Here is a 17666-nt window from a genome sequence, read left to right as displayed (position 1 = left end):
GTTTCGGTGGTCATAGCGTGAGGGAAACGCCCGGTTACATTCCGAACCCGGAAGCTAAGCCTTACAGCGCCGATGGTACTGCAGGGGGGACCCTGTGGGAGAGTAGGACACCGCCGAACAAATATTGGGAAAACCCCCGCACTTTCGAGTGCGGGGGTTTTCTGCGTTTCCGGAGTTATTTAGGGTCCTTGTCATGCGCTATGACCTCGTCATCTTCGACAACGACGGTGTGCTCGTCGACAGTGAGTCGATCTCCAACACGCTCCTGGCCGCCTATCTCACCGAGCTGGGGCATCCGACCTCCTACGAGGACTCCCTCCGCGACTACATGGGCTCCGCCATGCACCGCGTACACGATCTGGTCGAGGAGCGGAGTGGGCGGCGGTTGCCGGACGACTTCGATGATGTCTTTCATGCTCGGGTGTTCGCCGCCTTCGAGCGGGAGTTGAAGCCGGTGGGTGGTGTGGTCGAGGTGCTGGAGAGGTTGCGGGCTGACGGGGTGCCGTACTGCGTGGCCTCCTCCGGGAGTCATGCGCGGATTCGGGTCGGGCATCGGAGCACCGGGCTTGCGGGGTGGTTCGAGAGTGGGCGGGTCTTCAGCGCGGAGGATGTGGGGCGGGGGAAGCCGGCGCCCGATCTGTTTCTGCACGCGGCCGAGCGGATGGGGGTGCCGGCCGGGCGGTGTGTGGTCGTGGAGGACAGTCCGCTGGGGGTGCGGGCCGCTGTCGCCGCCGGGATGGATGTGCTCGGGTTCACCGCCATGACCCCTGCTGAGCGGCTCGTCGGGGCCACTCGGCTCTTCGGTGACATGGGTGAGTTGGGTGAGCTGCTGGTGGGTCGCGCAGAAGATGAGGGAAATTCATCTTCTGATTCATCTACCCACGGGTAAGCCTGGGCCCTACGCTCGCCGCCATGACAGATGTGCTGCGGCGCGGCAGAGCCTCGCTGGCCTTCAGCTTCTTTGCCCAGGGCGTTGCCTTTGCCCTGCTTGTGACACGCATCCCGGCCATCCAGGACCGGTACGGGATATCCGACGCGCTGCTGCCCGCCTTCCTGGCCGCCGTGCCGGTGCTGGCCGGGGTCGGCAGCGTCTGCACCGAGCAGCTGGTGAAGCGGGTGCCGCCCAGCGTCGTACTGAGGTGGTCGCAGCCCGTCGTACTGCTGGCGCTGCTCGGTGTCGGGGCCGGGGACCAGTTGGTCGAAGTGGCTGTGTCGCTGGGGGCGTTCGGGCTGGCCGTCGGTGCGCTCGACGCGTCGATGAACATGCTCGGGGTGAGTCTGCAGCGGGCGTACGGGCGCAGCATCATGCTCGGGTTTCATGCCGTGTACAGCCTCGGGGGGATTCTTGGGGCTTCGCTGGCCTGGGCCGGGGCGCACTGGCATCTTGATCTGTTTGTTTCCTATCTGCCTGTCGTCGTTGTGTTGTTGCCGGCCGCCTTTGTCGGGAGCCGGTGGTATGTCGATGCCGGTGAGGAGAAGGAGGACAGCGTTCCGGGCGGGGCGGGGGATGCGGGTGGTGCCTCTGGGGGCATCGTCTTCAAGATGCTTCTGCCGCTGTGCCTGGTGATGACCTTCGCCTATATCGGGGACTCGACTGTCTCCAACTGGAGTGCGAAGTATCTGCAGGACGTGCTGGGGAGTTCTGAGCAGCTCGCTACCGTGCCGTACAACGTGTACATGGTGACCACGCTGGTCGGGCGGGCCATCGGGGACCTCGGGGTGCGGCGATTCGGAGCCGTGGCCGTCGTACGGGCCGGGGCGTTGGTGGCCGCGCTGGGGTTCGCGGTGGTGGCCGTGGCGCCGGGCGCGTGGGTCGGGATGCTCGGGTTCACCTTGCTGGGGCTCGGGTTGTGTGTGATCGTGCCGCAGACCTTCGCTGCCGCCGGGCGGTTGTTCCCGGGGGCCTCGGATGCCGCTGTCGCCCGGCTCAACATCTTCAACTACGTCGGGTTCCTGGTCGGTTCGCCTCTCGTGGGGGCGCTGGGTGATCTGTGGAGCTACCGCGGGGCCATGCTCGTACCGATGGTGTTGGTCCTGGTGACGTTGAGGTACGCGGGGTCGTTCGATCCTGGACCGGCCCGATACGGTGACGGGCATGAGCGGGCGCGCACAGCTGATGTGGGACGAGGCAGTAACGGGGTATGACTTCGGGCCGGACCATCCGATGGATCCGGTCCGGCTGGCCCTGACCCGGCGACTTGTCGATGCCTTCGGGCTCGACCGGGACGTGGAGGTCGTCTCGGCGAAGCCGGCCGGGGAGTCGACCTTGCGGCTTGTGCATCGTGAGGACTACATCGAGGCGGTGAAGGCTGCCTCGGTTGATCCGGGGGCGGCTGACTCGGCGTATGGGCTGGGGACTGTTGATGATCCTGCCTTTGCCGGGATGCATGAGGTGTCCGCTTTGATCGCCGGGCAGTCTGTGGGCGCTGCGGAGGCTGTGTGGGGCGGGGAGGCCCTGCATGCGGTGAACTTCGCCGGTGGGTTGCATCATGCGATGCCTGGGGGGGCTTCCGGGTTCTGTATCTACAACGACGCCTCGTTGGCCATTGCTCGGTTGTTGGAGCTGGGGGCCGAGCGCGTTGCTTACGTGGATGTCGACGTGCATCACGGGGACGGGGTCCAGGCCGCGTTCTGGGAGGATCCTCGGGTTCTGACGATCTCGCTGCATGAGCATCCGCGTACGTTGTTTCCGCAGACCGGGTGGCCTGAGGAGACGGGGGCGGCGGGGGCTGCGGAGGGTAGTGCCGTCAATGTCGCGTTGCCGGCGGGGACCGGGGACGCGGGGTGGTTGCGGGCGTTCCACGCGGTGGTGCCTGAGCTGATCGCTGATTTCCGGCCGCAGGTGTTGGTCACTCAGCATGGGGCCGATACGCACTTCGAGGATCCGCTCGCTCATCTCGCGGTGTCGTTGGATGCGCAGCGGGCTGTTCAGGTTGCCTGTCATGAGCTTGCGCATGAGTACGCCGGGGGGAAGTGGGTGGCTCTGGGTGGGGGTGGGTACGCGGTGGTGGAGGTTGTGCCGCGGTCCTGGACGCATCTGGTGGCTATTGCTGCCGGGCGGGATGTTGAGCCTGGGGCGGTGATTCCTGAGGGGTGGCGGCAGGAGGTTTTCGCTCGTACTCGGCAGTTGGCGCCGGCTCGGATGACTGATGGGCGGTGGCCGGTGGAGTATGTGGGGTGGGAGGCGGGGTACGACCCTGCGGATCGGTTGGACCAGGCGGTTCTGGCTGCTCGGCGGGCGGTTTTTCCGTTGCGGGGGTTGTTGGCTTAAGGGCTGGCTTAGGGCGGGTTTTTCTCGCCCCCGCCGCCCCTACCCGTTCCCATCCCTGGGGGCTGCCGCCCCCGGACCCCCGCTTTGTCCTCAAGCGCCGGACGGGCTGAGTGGTGCCGACCGGTGCTGGAAGCCGCCGGTGCTGAAGGTGCCCTCGACCCCCGCTGGTTGGTGGGCGGTAAACGGGTGGGTGGGCGGGAAAAGGCGGCCTGGGGTGCGTGGGCCTTGCGTTGATAGTGGTGGGGGAGGTCAGAGGGCCCCTGGTCCTGTCGTCGTCCCGTTGCTCCGACCGTGCGGTGTTCCTCGGGTTTTCGGGGTGGCAGGGTGGGGTGTCCGGCAGCATCGGGCGGGTGTTGAGTGTTGGGGACCTGCGGGCCCATTTGCTGGCCGCTCGGCTTGCTGGGAGTGTGGCTACCTCTCGGGAGGTCAGTCTGCGGAGTTATCGGCTCTTTGCCGCTCGGGATCCTCGCGTCACCATCGGGCTCGATCCCGAGTCGGCCTGGCCGGTGCGGGACTTGATCGGGCTGATGGCCGACAGGTGCGGGGTTTCCGGTGATCCGTACGTCACCTCCGGGTGCGATGTGATCGATCCCGAGCGGACCCTCGTCGCCCTGGACGCCTTCGCCGGGCGACTCTCCGCAGTCGCCCGGAAGCAGGCACCCGTACTGCTCGGCACCGGTCACCCGCACCGGCTGCTCGGTTTCTACGCCGCGCTCGCGGACGCCCTGTCGGCGGCGGGATGTGCCGTACTCACCCCGGCGCAGGGTAGCTCTGTCGACATAACGACCCGGTTCGGTCTACGCACGCACAACCTTGACTACGTACGAGGAGTCGCGCTCGTCCGTGAACCGGGCCTCCTGGCCGCCGGGCGTGAGCCGGGCGCACACACGCACTCACCCCTCCCGGTTCGGACCGTTCTGAGTGCTGTCGCCGACGCCGGCGGGGTGCTGCCCGAGCTGGTGATCGGGGACCACGGGTGGGTCTGCGGTGCAGGTCAGCTGGGGTTTGAGGCCATTGGGCTGGCCGATACCGATGACCCCGCGCTCTTCGTGGGGGAGGCCGAGGGAGTCGTGTCCGTCGTCGTTCCACTTGATGACGCTGTGCGGTCTGATTACTACCGGCCGCTTACCCGCTACGTACTCAATCGAGCGTGTCTGTCACAGTAGGCCGTTGATGGGTGCACCTCTTCCCCACTCGCATCACCCGCCCCTACATTGGGGAGTGAGCACGCAGCGACGAAGAGTCACCGGAAGGGGAAGCCGGTGGCCAGTCGAGTGCGGAAGGTTCAGGTGTGTCATGGCTGCAGCTGGCGAGAGGCCTCTGAACGAGGTTCAGTTCCTTACCGTGGCGGAAGTCGCCTCGGTGATGCGAGTGTCGAAGATGACCGTGTACCGGTTGGTGCACAGCGGTCATCTGCCCGCGATTCGGGTGGGGCGGTCCTTCCGCGTCCCCGAGCAAGCGGTTCACGAGTACCTCCGCGAGAGCTATGTGGGGGTGGAGACAGCCTGACGGCGGTCGAGGGGGGCGGAAGGGGACCGTGAGGTCCCCCTGATCTCCTCGGTTGTCCTCGATTACGACCTCAGCGCTCGGACGGGTAGGCTGGCCCCTTGTAGGTCGTATGGGCCCATGGCGCCCAACGCCGAGTGATGAGAAGTGAGCGAGGGTAGTCGTGGGCTCTGTTATCAAGAAGCGGCGCAAGCGGATGGCTAAGAAGAAGCACCGCAAGCTGCTGAAGCGCACGCGTGTTCAGCGTCGCAACAAGAAGTAGGCAGTAGCAACGACTGGTTGCGACTGAGCAGTGCCTGCTGTGGCCCCCCACCGGTATTCGGTGGGGGGCCACAGTGACTTCGTGCATCGGGCGGTCATCACAGCGCAACACCGACCCGCTAGGTTGGGCTCCACACACCGAAGGAAGGCGCTGATCTTGGGCAAGGTCGTGCTCGTGACCGGAGTGGCCCGCCAGCTGGGAGGCCGGTTCGTACGGCGGATCCAGCGCGACCCGCAGGTCGACCGGGTCATCGCCGTGGACGCCGTGCCGCCCGAGCACCACCTGGGCGGCGCCGACTTCATCCAGGCGGACATCCGGCAGCCCACCATCGCGCGGGTGCTGGCCGAGACGAACGCCGACACCGTCGTCCACATGGATGTCACGGGCATCGCGCTGGGCAGCGGCAGCCGGACCACGGTCAAGGAGACCAACGTCATCGGCACCATGCAGCTGCTGGGCGCCTGCCAGAAGTCGCCGACCGTGAAGCGGCTGGTCGTGAAGTCCAGTACGAACGTCTATGGCTCCGCTCCTCGTGATCCCGCCGTCTTCACCGAGACCACCACGCCCAAGTCGCTGCCCAGTGGCGGCTTCGCGAAGGACGCGGTCGAGGTCGAGGGGTATGTGCGGGGGTTCGCGCGGCGGCGGCCCGATGTGGCCGTGTGCGTGCTGCGGTTCGCCAACATCCTGGGGCCGACCGCGGACTCGCCGCTCGCCCAGTACTTCGGGCTGCCGGTGCTGCCGACCGTGTTCGGCTACGACCCGCGGCTCCAGTTCGTGCACGAGGACGATGTGATCGAGGTGCTGCGCATCGCCTCGCACGACCCGGCGCGCGGCACGCTCAACAGCGGGACGTTCAACATCGCCGGCGACGGGGTGCTGCTGCTGTCGCAGTGTTCGCGGCGGCTCGGGCGGCCCACCGTGCCCCTGCTGCTGCCCGCCGTCACCTGGGCCGGCTCGCTGGTGCGTACGCTGGGCATGACGGACTTCTCGCCCGAGCAGATCCGGCTGCTCACGCACGGCAGGGTCGTCGCGACGAACCAGATGCGCGAGACCCTGGGCTTCCAGCCGAAGTTCACGACGGCCGAGACGTTCACGGACTTCGCCCGGGTCCGCGGTCCCGGTCTGCTGCCGCCGGAGGCCCTCGTGGGGGCCGTCGACCGGATCGCCGCGCTGCCCTTCGCACCCTTCCCGGGCGGCGGCCGTACCCCGGCCACGACAACTGTGACACCCACGACAGCGACCTGACGGAGACGGCCAGAAGGTCTCAACCTACGCAGAGCGCCAACCGAGGAGCGCATCAACGATGGCGGATGCCAAGGTCATTCCGTTCGACGACGACAGGTCCCGCGCGGGCTCCGCCACGCGGCCGTCGCGCCGCCGGGGCGCGGGCGGCGGTCGGCGCAAGGGCGAATCGGCGGTGGTACGTGAGGTCCAGCCCCTGCCGGGACGGGCCCGCCCGCAGGATGATGTTCGAGTGACACGAGAGCAACAGCCGTCCCAGCAGCCCCAGCCGACCCAGGAGTCGCAGGACCACTCCGGGCTGCCTGGCGATCAGTCGTCGTCGGCCGGTGGCGGTGTCGTCGGCGGCCTGGAGCGGCGGGTCGCGGGCGGACTGTCCTTCCTGCGGCGCCGGCTCACCGGTGACTACGAGGTCGACGAGTTCGGCTACGACGCCGAACTGACCGACCAGGTCCTGATGTCGCTGGTGCGCCCGCTGTACGAGAAGTACTTCCGGGTCGAGGTCAAGGGCATCGAGAACATCCCGTCGGAGGGCGGCGCCCTGATCGTCGCCAACCACTCCGGGACGCTCCCGCTGGACGGCCTGATGATGCAGGTCGGCGTGCACGACAACCACCCGGAGGGCCGCCATCTACGGCTCCTCGCGGCGGACCTGGTCTTCATGCTGCCGGTGGTCAACGAACTGGCCCGCAAGGCCGGTCACACCCTGGCCTGCGCCGAGGACGCCGAACGGCTCCTGGAGCGCGGCGAACTGGTGGGTGTGATGCCGGAGGGCTTCAAGGGCATCGGGAAGCCCTTCAGCGAGCGGTACAAGCTCCAGCGCTTCGGCCGCGGCGGCTTCGTCTCGACGGCCCTGCGGCAGGGCGCTCCGATCATCCCGTGCTCGATCGTCGGGGCGGAGGAGATCTACCCGATGATCGGCAACGCCAAGACGCTGGCCCGGGTGCTGGGCTTCCCGTACTTCCCGATCACCCCGACCTTCCCCTGGCTCGGCCCGCTGGGAGCGCTGCCGCTCCCCACCAAGTGGACGATCCAGTTCGGCGAGCCGATCCGCACGGACGGCTACCCGCCGGAGGCGGCCGAGGACCCGATGCTGATGTTCAACCTGACGGACCAGGTCAGGGAACAGATCCAGCACACGCTGTACAAGCTGCTCGTACAGCGCCGGTCGGTCTTCTTCTGAGGGCTCCTGCGAGGGTTCCCGTGAGGGTTCCTGTACGTGGTTGGGGGCGCCCTTCCTGCGAAGGGCGCCCCCAACTGTCGTACCGTCTGGCGCTGTTCTAGCTCGCGTCCTCGCTGTCGATGCCCAGGCCGGGCAGGAGGCCCGGGAGGAGCGGGGGCAGCGTGACGTCCGGTTCGGCGATGGACGGGGTGGGGGTCGGGGTCGCCGTACCACCGGTGTCCTGGGGCGGGTCGAGGAGGCCGCCGGTGTTGCCGCCGAGGAGGCCGTCGTCGGTCGTGCCGGAGGTGGACGGCTTCGGGTTGCCGCTGCCGGTCTCGCGGCCCTCGCCGGTGTCGGCGCCGGTGTCGCTGGGCGCTGCCGACCGGTCGGTGCCGGCGGAACCCGTGCCCGACTCCGTGCCCGAGCCCTGGCGTTGGCCGCCGCCCGCACCGCCGCCGCCCGGGCCGCTCTTGGCGGGGGGCTTGGGCAGCATGGACTGGAGGGGGGCGACCTCTTGGTCTATGGCGTCGAAGACCGAGGAGACCTCCTGGCTCACATCGCCGAGCTGGACCGGGAGGCGGTCGCGCAGGGCGCCCCAGGCCTCGCGGTGGGAGCGGGAGAAGGCGTCCAGGGCCTGGATGGGGCCGAGGGAGTCCGGGTCGCGCTCGTACGCCTCGTGCAGCAGGCGGTGGCCTTCCGAGGCGTCGTGCCGCATGCCGGACAGGGCGCGGCGGATCTCGCCGAGCGACTCGTGGTCCAGCTGGCCCGCGCGGTCGCGCTCCATGAGGCGGCGGGCCTCGCTGAGCCTGGTCGAGGCCTGGTCGAGGTAGACCTGGCCCCGCTCGCTGTCGCCTTCGGCCAGGTAGTTCAGCTTGACGTCCTCGATGCCGCGCTTGAGGCCGTAGAGCGAGTCACCGGGCAGGGCGTCGGAGCTGGCGGCGGCAACACCGCCGAAGGCTCCCGCGGCCACGCCCACGCTGAGTCCGCCCGCGGCGAGGCCCTTCGTGAGCCGTGAGCGCGGTCGCAACTTCCCCAGCCCGCTCGCCCGGTGGGCGCCCCGGGCGCGGGAGCGCTGCTCGGGCACCAAAGGGTTCGACGCCTCGCCTCCCGGCACCGTGCCGTCCCGCAGCATGGCCTCCATCGCGGCCACCAGCTGGGCCCGGTGGACGACCTTGACCGCGGGGTCGAGCACGGGCTTCGGCAGCTCGCCGAGACCGGTCGCGAGGGCCAGCAGACGGTTTGGTTCGGCGCGTTCCGCCCTGTGGTCCGCCTGGTGGTCCGTCGGTTCCGCGGCAGCCTGGGGCGGCTCCGGGTCGGGGCCCGGTGCCGGTCCGTCGGACTGCTCTGCCGCCGAGTCCCGGTCGGACAGCTCCTCCAGGGCCTGGGCGAAGGCGTTCGCCCGCCGGTGCGCCGAAACGTTCGCGATCACTGGCGGCACCTCCTCTCGTCATGACGGTCGACTCCCCAGGGGGTCCTGAGGGTTGCACGCCCTGACCACGTCCACACGATCGGGTGATCGGAGACGGCCAGGGAGTGACCACAGGGAGCCTGTATCCCGCACAACGAGTGGCGCGGCACTTGGGTTACGGACGGCGGATGATCGGACCGCGAACTCAACGGACTTTCACTGAAAGTGAGTTGAGCATCGCAGACGGTCGCGGAGGGTCGCTGATCGGCCCTGGGGGTGTGGTGCGGATTGACCCAGGGTGCTTCCTCGCGTTCTTACGGTAGTCGTACCTACCGTCAGCGCGCGTCTTCCGGGAGGAGCCGGGCGAGGGTGCGGACGGCGCGGTACTGGAGGGTCTTGATCGCACCCTCGTTCTTGCCCATGACGCGGGCGGTCTCGGCGACGGACAGTCCCTGGAGGAAGCGCAGGGTCACACACTCCTGCTGCTGGGGATTGAGGCGTCGTACGGCGTCGAGGAGAGCGGCGTTCGAGAGGGACTCCAGGACGGAGTCCTCCGGTGAACGCTCGACCTCGTTGGCGTCGAGCATCTCGCCGGTGGTCACTTCGAGCCGGAAACGGCTGGACTTGAAGTGGTCGGCGACGAGGTTGCGGGCGATGGTGACGAGCCACGCACCGAAGTCGCGGCCCTGCCAGGTGAAGGTTCCGATGCGGCGCAGGGCGCGCAGGAACGTCTCGCTCGTCAGGTCCTCGGCGGTGGCCTTTCCACCCACCCGGTAGTAGATGTACCGGTACACGGTGTCGCTGTACTGGTCGTAGAGGCGGCCGAAGGCGTCGGCCTCGCCGGCCTGTGCGCGTTCGACAAGGTCCATCATGCGGGCGCTGTCGCTGTCGGCGGCGGGGCGGCGGGCGGTGGCGGCGCCGGTGCCGGCGGCGCGGCCTCGTCGGCCGACCGCGGCGGTGCCGTCGGCCAGGGCGTAGCACGGGCCGAGTGGTGCGGCGGTGGCGAATGCGGGTACGGCGTACGCGGTGGGGACGAAGCCGCGCAACAGGTCTAGGACCGTTGCGCGCAGCGTAGCCAGGCCCGAGGCGTCAACCCCGACGTGTGGGTACACGGGACTCCCAGAGGCAGAGCTTCCATCACGTGCAGTGCGGGACCGTTCACCCGTCGTGGCGACGGAGGGGTACCGGTTTGCGTCTGAGGAGAATAACGCTTCGTACAGGCACTGCTACACCCGGTTGCTCAAATCATCGATTACGTCGCTTCTGTTACCTATTGGCGCCTGTTCAAGTGCCGCAGTGTGACAGGTTGTTGATCGATTGGGGGCGAGTTGAGGTCTGGTCGGGGCGTGTTGTGGTCGGGTGGGGGGTACGGGGGTACGACGGCCCGAAAATCTGTTTTCGCCCCGCCGCCCCTACCCGTTCCCATCCCTGGGGGCTGCCGCCCCCGGACCCCCGCTTTGTCCTCAGGCGCCGGACGGGCTGGGGGTGCCGGCCGGGGGTGGGGAGGGTGGGGCGTCGCTGAACGCCGGGCGGACCAAAGGGCCCGAGCGTGTGCTGAAGCGCCAGTCAGGGCGGGTGGGTGGGAAGCAGGGCTGTGCTGGGCGGACCTTGGCCTTGGGCGCGCCGGGCAAGGTGGGGTGCCCGGGCCTGTGCTGGAGTGGCAGTCAGGGCGGGTGGGTGGGAAGTAGGGCTGTGCTGGGGCGGACCGTTCCTCGCGGAGCGTTAGCGGCGGCGGCGGTGTAGGGCGATTGCTGCTGCTGTGCCGCCTGCTACAGCTCCTACGCCCGCTGCAGCCGGGATGCCTACCTTCGCTGCCTTTCGGCCTGTGCGGTAGTCCCGTAGGCGCCAGTCCAGTTGGCGGGCGTGTTTGCGGAGTTTGGCGTCCGGGTTGATCGCGTAGGGGTGGCCCACCAATGACAGCATCGGGATGTCGTTGTGGGAGTCGCTGTACGCCGCGCAGCGGGGCAGGATCAGGCCCTCCGCCGTCGCCAGCGCACGTACCGCCTCCGCTTTTGCCGGGCCGTGCAGGGGTTCTCCCACCAACTTGCCCGTGTACACGCCGTCCACCGACTCCGCCACCGTGCCCAACGCGCCCGTCAGGCCCAGGCGGCGGGCGATCACTGTGGCGATCTCGACGGGTGCTGCTGTTACCAGCCAGACCTTTTGGCCTGCGTCCAGGTGCGCTTGGGCCAACGCCCGGGTGCCCGGCCAGATGCGTTCCGCCATGTACTCGTCGTAGATCTCCTCGCCGATCGACATCAACTCGGAGACCCTGTGGCCCTTGACGATCGAGAGTGCCGAGTCGCGGGCGTCCTGCATGTGCTCGGGGTCCTCTACGCCCGCCAGCCTGAACCACGCCTGCTGCCAGGCGAATCGGTACAGGTCGCGGGTCTCGAAGAACTTGCGTTTGTACAGGCCCCGGCCGAAGTGGAAGATCGCGGCGCCCTGCATGACCGTGTTGTCCAGGTCGAAGAAGGCCGCGGCCCTGTCGTCGCCGAGAACCGGGAACGCCGGTTCCTTCTCCTTCTCCTCGGTGCCCGGCTGGGCCGGGGCAGGAGTGAGTTCCTCCAGCTCCTGGGAGGATTTGCGCGCTGCCTCCGCCGAGGCCTCGCCTGCCAACACGCTCCGCGCGGTGGCGGAGCGCCTACGGGGAGTGAGCCATCCGAGAGCGGCCATGGCGTGAGCATAGCCAGTTTGTTCGGTGGTTCCGGAGTCGAGAGGTTTGGAGGCTGTGAACTCTCCGCGACCGCACCGTTAAACAAGCGGGACAATGGGTTCATGAGTCCCCTCTTTCGGCGCAGCGGGTCCCCCGCTTCCCCTGCCTCCCCCGAGTCCCGGCAGTCACGGCTCGTCACGCTCATCCGGAAGCCCGGGTGTCATTTGTGTGATGACGCACAGGGAGTTGTCGAGAAGGTGTGTGCCGATCTTGGGGTGTCCTGGGAGCAGAAGGACATCACTCAGGACGAAGAACTCCACCGCCAGTACTGGGAACAGATCCCCGTCGTGCTCATCGACGGGGCCCAGCACACCTTCTGGCGCGTCAACGAAGAACGTCTTCGCAAAGCCCTCACATAGATTCCCGGTCGATTACCGAGTGGTCGAGTTCTGACCAAGTGCTGACTGAGCAGTCCAGGTGGTCCGGAAAGTCGCTTAGGATCGGGGGCGGTTCAGATCTCGGGGGCGGGATTCATGAGGAGTGTGTGAGGTTTTGCCCCCCAATGGTGTCTGTGGCGACGTGGGACGGCGGTGCTTGTGTGCCGGTTCCATACGCGTGTGCCGGAGGTGCGTGACCCCGGTCACGTTGGCCGGGCAAATCGGACACCATCTTTGTGCACGCGTTCACAAAGACATAGCCTGCATTCGACGGGGCGGTCTAGGTACGTGTGACCGCCTGCAGCCCCGCGCTACCCGCAGGAGCACCGTGGCAACTGGCCGAACTCACCGACCGGCGACCCGCAGCCGAGGGATTCCCGAGGCCACCGTCGCCAGGCTTCCGCTGTACCTCCGTGCCCTGACCGGACTGTCGGAGCGCTCGGTGCCCACGGTCTCCTCCGAGGAACTCGCCGCCGCCGCGGGCGTCAACTCCGCGAAGCTGCGCAAGGACTTCTCCTACCTCGGCTCCTATGGGACACGTGGTGTGGGGTACGACGTCGAGTATCTCGTCTATCAGATCTCGCGTGAGCTGGGGCTGACCCAGGACTGGCCGGTAGTGATCGTCGGTATCGGTAATCTCGGCGCCGCCCTCGCGAACTACGGCGGCTTCGCCTCCCGTGGATTCCGGGTGGCCGCCCTCATCGACGCCGATCCCGCGATGGCGGGAAAGCCCGTCGCCGGTATTCCGGTGCAGCACTCCGATGATCTGGAAAGGATCATCGCGGACAACGGCGTGTCCATTGGCGTAATCGCCACTCCCGCCGGTGCCGCTCAGCCTGTCTGCGATCGGCTCGTCGCCGCCGGTGTCACGTCCATTCTGAACTTCGCGCCCACCGTCCTGACCGTTCCGGACGGTGTCGACGTACGCAAGGTCGATCTTTCGATCGAGCTGCAGATCCTCGCCTTCCATGAGCAGCGCAAGGCCGGCGAGGCGATCGAAGCCGGTGAGGCTGCCGAGGCCGCTGCGGAGGCCGACGTCGTCGCCGTGGCCGTCGCGGCCAAGAGGCGGGCCCCCGCCGACGGCAGTGGCAGTGGCAGTGCCGGTGGTAGCGGTAGCAGCGGTGGTAACGGCAAAGGGTCTGACGGGGACGTTCCCGCCGTGATGCCGGCATGAGTCTTCTCGTCGTCGGGCTGAGTCACCGCAGCGCTCCGGTCAGCGTCCTGGAGCGGGCCGCGCTGTCCCAGGACGCGCAGATCAAGTTGCTTCAGGACACCGTCGCCGCCGAGCCTGCCGCCGAGGCCGCCGTGCTCGCCACCTGCAACCGCATCGAGCTGTACGCGGACGTGGACAAGTTCCACGCCGGTGTCGCCGAGCTGTCGACGCTGCTCGCCCAGCACAGCGGGGTGGGACTCGACGAACTCACTCCGTACTTGTACGTGCACTACGAGGACCGGGCCGTCCACCATCTCTTCTCCGTCGCCTGTGGGCTCGACTCCATGGTCGTCGGGGAGGGTCAGGTCATCGGGCAGATCAAGGACTCGCTCGCCCTCGCCCAGGATCTGCACTCCGCCGGGCGGCTGCTGAACGACCTCTTCCAGCAGGGCCTGCGGGTCGGCAAGCGCGCCCACTCCGAGACCGGCATCGACCGGGCGGGGCAGTCCCTCGTCACCTTCGGGCTCCAGCAGCTGGCCGGAGCCGGGGTTTCCGTCGAGTCCTGGGCCGCGGGCAAGAAGGCCCTGGTCATCGGTGCCGGGTCGATGTCCTCGCTGGCCGCCGCCACGCTCGCGCGGCTCGGGGTCGCCGAGATCGTCGTCGCCAACCGCACCCCGGACCGCGCCGAGCGGCTCGCCCGGATCATCGAGGACGAGGGGTACGACGGCGCCGACACGGCCGTCTCCGCCCGGGCGGTTCCGATGGAGTCGGTGCCGTTCGAGCTGACACGTGCCGATATAGCCGTTTCCTGTACCGGCGCGACGGGGCTCGTCCTCACCGCCGAGACCGTCGCGGCGGCCGTCGAGGGCCGGGTGCCGGCCGCCGACAGAGCCGGGCTGTCCCCTCGTACGACCGTGACGAGTGACGTACGGACGGTGCTGCCGCCCACCAGCCTGGGCACCGAGGACGGGTGTCCGCTGGATCCGACCGCCGGGCAGGCCGTGCAGGAGTCGGCCGGGTTCTCCGTGATGGGGGAGGCCGCCGTCGCCGGGATGGACGCGGCGACCCTGGAGCAGCACGCCGCCTGGGTGGACAACGGGACCGTCGACCGGCGGGACGCGGGCCGTCGTACGCCGGACGACGACCGTGAGGTCATCGCCGCGCTCGCCCGTACCGCGGCCGTAGTCGGGCGGATTCCCGAGCGGCGGCGGCCCGAGGTGGTCGTCGGTGTGCCGAGGCCCGCTCCTGTGCTCTCCCTGCTCGACCTCGCCATGCCCCGGGACATCGACGCCGCCGTGCATCGGCTGGCCGGGGTGCGGCTCGTGGACATCGAGTCGCTGGCCGAGGCCTCGGCGGACGCTCCGATGGCCGTCGATGTCGACCAGGTACGGCGGATCGTCGCCGACGAGGTCGCCGCCTTCGGGGCCGCTCTGCGGGCCGCGCACATCACGCCCACCGTCGTCGCGCTGCGCGCCATGGCCGCCGATGTCGTCGCTGGTGAGATCGCCCGGCTCGACGGGCGGCTGCCCGGGCTCGACGAGAAGCACCGGGCCGAGATCACCCAGACCGTGAAGCGTGTGGTCGACAAGCTGCTGCACGCGCCGACCGTACGGGTCAAGCAGCTCGCGGCCGAGCCCGGCGGTGCCGGGTACGCGGACGCGCTGCGCACCCTGTTCGACCTCGACCAGGAGACGGTCGCCTCCGTGTCCCGGGCGGACGACGCGAACAACGCGAACGACGCGGACAACGAAGACGACCATGCCGAGAGCCGAGGGCGAGCATGAGTGAGCCAGTACAAGTGGCGCCGGGACAAGGGGCGCTGAGACTCGGGACCAGGCGGAGTCAACTCGCCCTGGCCCAGTCCGGGCAGGTCGCCGAGGCCGTGAGAAGGCTGACCGGGCGGCCCGTCCAGCTCGTCGAGATCACGACGTACGGCGATGTGTCCCGTGAGGACCTCGCCCAGATCGGCGGCACGGGGGTCTTCGTGACCGCGCTGCGGGACGCGCTGCTGCGGGGTGAGGTCGACTTCGCGGTGCACTCGCTGAAGGACCTGCCGACCGCGCAGCCCGAGGGCCTGGTGCTGGCCGCTGTACCGGAGCGCGAGGATCCGCGTGACGTGCTGGTGGCGCGCGACGACCTCAAGTTCACCGACCTGCCGCGCGGCGCGCGCATCGGGACGGGGTCGACCCGGCGCACGGCCCAGCTGAACTCGTACGCGCGTGCCCATGGGCTCGATGTCGAGGTCGTGCCCGTCCGCGGGAACGTCGACACCCGGATCGGGTTCGTGCGCAACGGCGAGCTGGATGCCGTCGTCCTGGCCGCGGCGGGGCTCAACCGCATCGGACGCGCCGACGAGGTGACCGACTTCCTGTCGGTCGACATGGTTCTGCCTGCCCCTGGCCAAGGGGCCCTGGCGATCGAGTGCAGAGCGGGGAACACCTCCCACGACTCCGACCTGATCGCGGCACTCGGCGAGCTCGACGACCCGTACACCCGGGCCGCCGTGACCGCCGAACGGTCACTGCTCGCCGCCCTGGAGGCCGGTTGCAGCGCCCCTGTGGGCGCGCTGGCCGACCTGCTGGCCGACGGGCAGATTGTCAAGGAGATGCGCCTGCGCGGCGTCGTCGGCACGACCGACGGCTCGACGCTGGTGCAGCTGTCCACCACCGGTCCCGTGCCCGAGACGTACGACCAAGCAATGGCGCTCGGCCGTGAACTCGCAGCCGAGATGCTTGCCAAGGGCGCGGCCGGTCTGATGGGGGAGCGAGCACAGTGAGCCCCACCACCCTTCCCGCCGGTCCGGAACACGGGCACGTCACCTTTCTTGGTGCCGGACCCGGGGATCCGGGACTACTGACTCTGCGCGCCGTCGAGGCGCTGGCGAACGCGGACGTACTGGTCGCCGAGCACGAGGTGCTCGACGTCGTACGCGCCCACGCCAGACAGGGCGTCGCAGTACTCAACACCGAATTGGACATGCCTATCGGCAGCACATATCCAGGTACAGGCACGCCCCAGCTAGCGGTGGTTGACGGCACGTCGACGACCGCTGGTGTACCCGCTGTGCGGGATGCCGCACATCTTGTCATGGAGGCCGCACGGGGCGGCAGGCGGGTGGTGCGTGCGGTGTCCGGGGACCCCGGGCTCGACACGTACGCCGCCGGGGAGATGCTCGCGTGCGCCCGCGCGGGGGTTCCCTTCGAGGTGGTTCCCGGGGTCGCGGCTGCGGTGGGGGTGCCCGCGTACGCGGGTGTTCCGCTGCGGGACGCGCAGGGGGCGGACGTTCGGTTCGTCGACGCGCGGACGGCCTCGGATCGGTGCTGGACCGAGGTCGGGGCTTCGGACGGGACGGTCGTTGTTTCGACCACTCTCGATTCCGTGGCTTCGGCTGCCGGCGAGTTGGTCGCCGCCGGGCGTAAGCCTGATACGCCGTTGACCGTGACGGTTGCGGGTACGACGACTCGGCAGCGGACCTGGTCCGCGACGCTCGGGACCATCGCCCAGGTGTTCAAGCAGGGCAAGGTGCTGCCGTCGCCCGAAGGTGGCCGGCCGGTGATAGCCGTCGTCGGTGAGCGGTCCGCCGCCGCTCAGCGGGAGCAGTTGTCGTGGTTCGAGAGCAAGCCGCTGTTCGGGTGGCGGGTGCTGGTGCCGCGCACGAAGGAGCAGTCGGCGACGCTCTCCGACCAGCTGCGGTCGTACGGTGCTGTCCCGCACGAGGTGCCGACGATCGCCGTCGAGCCGCCTCGGACGCCTCAGCAGATGGAGCGGGCTGTCAAGGGGCTCGTGACCGGGCGGTACGAGTGGATCGCTTTCACGTCGGTGAACGCGGTCAAGGCTGTTCGGGAGAAGTTCGAGGAGTACGGGCTTGATGCTCGTGCTTTTGCCGGGATCAAGGTCGCTGCGGTGGGCGAACAGACCGCCAAGGCGTTGGTCGCGTTCGGTGTGAAGCCGGATCTGGTGCCGAGCGGGGAGCAGTCCGCTGCTGGGCTGCTTGAGGACTGGCCGCCGTACGACCCGGTGTTCGATCCGATCGACCGTGTTTTCCTGCCTCGGGCCGATATCGCCACGGAGACGTTGGTGGCGGGGCTGATCGAGCTGGGGTGGGAGGTGGATGACGTCACGGCCTACCGGACCGTGCGGGCGTCGCCGCCGCCGCAGGAGACTCGGGAGGCGATCAAGGGGGGTGGCTTCGATGCCGTTCTCTTCACGTCGTCCTCCACTGTGCGGAACCTTGTGGGTATTGCCGGTAAGCCTCATAACGTGACGGTGATCGCGTGTATCGGGCCTGCTACGGCGAAGACCGCTGAGGAGCATGGGCTGCGGGTGGACGTGATGGCTCCGGAGCCGTCCGTGCACAAGCTGGCCGAGGCGTTGGCGGACTTCGGGCTGCGGCGGAGGGCTTCTGCTGTGGAGTCCGGGGATCCGGTTACTCGGCCCAGCGAGCGGCGGCCGGGGGCTCGGAGGCGGCGGAGTACGTAGGGGTTGGGGCTAGGGGGACGGGGAGGGTGCGGGGCGGTGGGGGTGGGTTTTTCTTCGCCCCCGCCGCCCCTACCCGTTCCCATCCTTGGGGGG

General features: G+C 68.8%; 16 protein-coding genes and 1 rRNA gene. 14 read left to right on the top strand and 3 right to left on the bottom strand.

The window, feature by feature from the left end:
* The first annotated feature begins 2 nt into the window (after window positions 1-2).
* The 9 genes from rrf (at window position 3) to CW359_RS44100 (ending at window position 7461) form a co-directional block, all read left to right on the top strand.
* Window positions 3-119 (top strand): 5S ribosomal RNA (gene rrf / locus CW359_RS44140).
* A 74-nt stretch (window positions 120-193) separates the two neighbouring features.
* Window positions 194-889 (top strand): HAD family hydrolase, encoded by a 696-nt coding sequence (locus CW359_RS44135; RefSeq protein WP_105975910.1) that lies wholly within the window; start codon window positions 194-196, stop codon window positions 887-889.
* 23 nt (window positions 890-912) lie between these two features.
* Window positions 913-2145, top strand: a complete 1233-nt coding sequence (locus CW359_RS44130) for an MFS transporter (RefSeq protein ID WP_105975909.1) — start codon at window positions 913-915, stop codon at window positions 2143-2145.
* Window positions 2096-3271, top strand: a complete 1176-nt coding sequence (locus tag CW359_RS44125) for an acetoin utilization protein AcuC (protein ID WP_105975908.1) — start codon at window positions 2096-2098, stop codon at window positions 3269-3271. Before CW359_RS44130 ends, CW359_RS44125 begins: the two co-directional genes overlap by 50 nt.
* A 350-nt stretch (window positions 3272-3621) precedes the next feature.
* Entirely contained in the window at window positions 3622-4437 is an 816-nt protein-coding gene (locus CW359_RS44120) for a phosphatase (protein WP_105975911.1), read from the top strand.
* 130 nt (window positions 4438-4567) lie between these two features.
* The gene (locus CW359_RS44115) at window positions 4568-4780 is read left to right on the top strand and encodes a helix-turn-helix domain-containing protein (protein ID WP_004984898.1); all 213 of its coding nucleotides are present in this window, start codon (window positions 4568-4570) and stop codon (window positions 4778-4780) included.
* A gap of 160 nt (window positions 4781-4940) precedes the next feature.
* Window positions 4941-5039, top strand: a complete 99-nt coding sequence (locus tag CW359_RS44110) for a 30S ribosomal protein bS22 (RefSeq protein WP_003948845.1) — start codon at window positions 4941-4943, stop codon at window positions 5037-5039.
* Window positions 5040-5195: 156 nt separating this feature from the next.
* Complete coding sequence (locus tag CW359_RS44105; RefSeq protein ID WP_105975907.1) at window positions 5196-6284, top strand: NAD-dependent epimerase/dehydratase family protein; 1089 nt, start codon at window positions 5196-5198, stop codon at window positions 6282-6284.
* A gap of 58 nt (window positions 6285-6342) precedes the next feature.
* Window positions 6343-7461, top strand: coding sequence for a lysophospholipid acyltransferase family protein (locus CW359_RS44100; protein ID WP_105975906.1), 1119 nt, complete (start codon window positions 6343-6345; stop codon window positions 7459-7461).
* A gap of 97 nt (window positions 7462-7558) precedes the next feature.
* Here CW359_RS44100 and CW359_RS44095 read toward each other — a convergent pair whose 3' ends face one another.
* The 3 genes from CW359_RS44095 to CW359_RS44085 all read right to left on the bottom strand — a co-directional run bounded on the left by CW359_RS44095 (window position 7559) and on the right by CW359_RS44085 (window position 11524).
* On the bottom strand, window positions 7559-8869 hold the full coding sequence (locus CW359_RS44095) for a DUF5667 domain-containing protein (RefSeq protein ID WP_105975905.1): 1311 nt from the start codon (window positions 8867-8869) through the stop codon (window positions 7559-7561).
* 314 nt (window positions 8870-9183) lie between these two features.
* Window positions 9184-9960: an ECF subfamily RNA polymerase sigma factor, BldN family gene (locus CW359_RS44090; RefSeq protein WP_105975904.1), complete on the bottom strand. Its 777-nt coding sequence runs from the start codon at window positions 9958-9960 to the stop codon at window positions 9184-9186.
* A 610-nt stretch (window positions 9961-10570) separates the two neighbouring features.
* Window positions 10571-11524, bottom strand: coding sequence for an HAD family hydrolase (locus tag CW359_RS44085; RefSeq protein WP_105975903.1), 954 nt, complete (start codon window positions 11522-11524; stop codon window positions 10571-10573).
* Window positions 11525-11626: 102 nt separating this feature from the next.
* Here CW359_RS44085 and CW359_RS44080 point away from each other — a divergent pair, with 102 nt between their 5' ends.
* From CW359_RS44080 to CW359_RS44060, 5 genes are all read left to right on the top strand, one after another.
* On the top strand, window positions 11627-11923 hold the full coding sequence (locus tag CW359_RS44080; RefSeq protein ID WP_105975902.1) for a glutaredoxin family protein: 297 nt from the start codon (window positions 11627-11629) through the stop codon (window positions 11921-11923).
* A gap of 346 nt (window positions 11924-12269) precedes the next feature.
* Entirely contained in the window at window positions 12270-13115 is an 846-nt protein-coding gene (locus CW359_RS44075) for a redox-sensing transcriptional repressor Rex (protein WP_105975901.1), read from the top strand.
* Window positions 13112-14878 carry a glutamyl-tRNA reductase gene (locus CW359_RS44070; RefSeq protein WP_105975900.1) on the top strand — a complete coding sequence of 589 codons (1767 nt, stop codon included), beginning with the start codon at window positions 13112-13114 and terminating at the stop codon, window positions 14876-14878. The genes CW359_RS44075 and CW359_RS44070 overlap by 4 nt, the downstream gene beginning before the upstream one ends.
* Window positions 14875-15870 (top strand): hydroxymethylbilane synthase, encoded by a 996-nt coding sequence (hemC, locus tag CW359_RS44065; protein WP_105975899.1) that lies wholly within the window; start codon window positions 14875-14877, stop codon window positions 15868-15870. Before CW359_RS44070 ends, hemC begins: the two co-directional genes overlap by 4 nt.
* Window positions 15867-17573 (top strand): bifunctional uroporphyrinogen-III C-methyltransferase/uroporphyrinogen-III synthase, encoded by a 1707-nt coding sequence (locus tag CW359_RS44060; RefSeq protein ID WP_105975898.1) that lies wholly within the window; start codon window positions 15867-15869, stop codon window positions 17571-17573. Before hemC ends, CW359_RS44060 begins: the two co-directional genes overlap by 4 nt.
* Window positions 17574-17666: the final 93 nt, after the last annotated feature.

The sequence above is a fragment of the Streptomyces geranii genome, from assembly GCF_002954775.1.
Lineage (GTDB): Bacteria > Actinomycetota > Actinomycetes > Streptomycetales > Streptomycetaceae > Streptomyces > Streptomyces geranii.
Note: the sequence above shows the minus strand (reverse complement) of the source record. Positions and strands in the feature narration are given on the sequence as shown.